Source organism: Pseudomonas sp. GZD-209, from assembly GCF_049310485.1.
In the GTDB taxonomy this organism is placed as follows: domain Bacteria; phylum Pseudomonadota; class Gammaproteobacteria; order Pseudomonadales; family Pseudomonadaceae; genus Aquipseudomonas; species Aquipseudomonas sichuanensis.
This window is the reverse complement of sequence record NZ_JBMOWQ010000214.1, coordinates 1-1,164: the sequence shown is the minus strand read 5'-3', so window position 1 is coordinate 1,164 and position 1,164 is coordinate 1. Positions and strand designations below refer to the sequence as shown.

1 protein-coding gene is annotated in these 1,164 nt (G+C 68.6%); it reads left to right on the top strand.

Annotated features, from left to right (window positions below):
* The first annotated feature begins 84 nt into the window (after positions 1 to 84).
* The gene (locus ACO6VM_RS22090; RefSeq protein ID WP_401057115.1) at positions 85 to 1,029 is read left to right on the top strand and encodes a LysR family transcriptional regulator; all 945 of its coding nucleotides are present in this window, start codon (positions 85 to 87) and stop codon (positions 1,027 to 1,029) included.
* Positions 1,030 to 1,164: the final 135 nt, after the last annotated feature.

The window sequence follows — 1,164 nt, the reverse complement described above, 5'->3', positions numbered from 1 at the left end:
GGGCAACACCCTTGAGGGGAAGTCCGGTTCCCGTTTTAAATTTGGGGGGGTTTTTTTCCCCCGCGATTTTTTTGGACAGCTAGCATGACCCCCACCTTCGCCTCCCTCAGCCTCGCCCACCTGCGCACCCTCGACTGCCTCTTGCAGCTGAAGAACCTCAGCCATGCCGCCGAGCGCCTGGGCTGCAGCCAGCCCGCACTGAGCCGCCAGCTGGCACACCTGCGCGAAGCCTTCGACGACCCGCTGCTGGTGCGCCAGGGCCGTGGCTACGTGCTCAGCGAGCACGCCGAGGCGCTGGTGGAGCCGCTGCGCCAGGTGCTCGAAGAACTCAATGCCCTGCGCCAACCGGCGGCCTTCGACCCGGCCCGCTGCGAGCGACGCTTCTGCCTGGCGGCCTCGGACTACGTGGCCGAACACATGCTGCCGCAGTTGGTGGCGGCGCTTGAGCAGGAGGCGCCGGGGGTGTCGCTGGAGTACCGCACCTGGCAGGCCGGGCAATACGCCTTGCTCGCCAGTGGCGAGATCGACCTGGCCACCACGCTGTTCGACGAATCGCCGCCCAACCTGCACGGCCGCCTGCTCGGCGAGGACCGCGCGGTGTGCCTGATGCGCCATGATCACCCGCTCACCACGCAGGCCGCACTGAGCCAGGACGACTACCTGGCCTGCAAGCACGTGCGGGTGTCCGGCGGCGGCGACAAGGACAGCTTCATCGACCGCCACCTGCGCGCCCAGGGCCGGCAGCGGCGGATCAGCCTGGAGGTGCCGTTCTTCAGTGCCATGGTGCCGGTGATCGGCAACGGCCAGGCGCTGGCCACGGTGCCCGAGCATATCGCCCGCCAGCTGGCCCGCCTGCATGGGCTGGCCTGGCGACCGTTGGGCTTCGTCGAGCATACCCAGCGCTACTGGGTGGTGTGGCACCAGCGCCTGCAGGCCTCGGCCGAGCACCGCTGGTTGCGCAACCGGGTGTTCGAGCTCTGGCGCCAGTCGCAGTTCGGCGTGCAGGGCGGGCATGCGCCTTTGCCATAGGAGCTATGCGCGAAGCGGGGTTATTCGGCTGATGGCGAGCGCCTAGACTGGTTGCCACTGTGTTGCCTGTACCGGCGCCATCGCGGGGGGAGGAAGCTCCCGCCACAACACCCCGGGGGAAGGGGTGTTCCACGA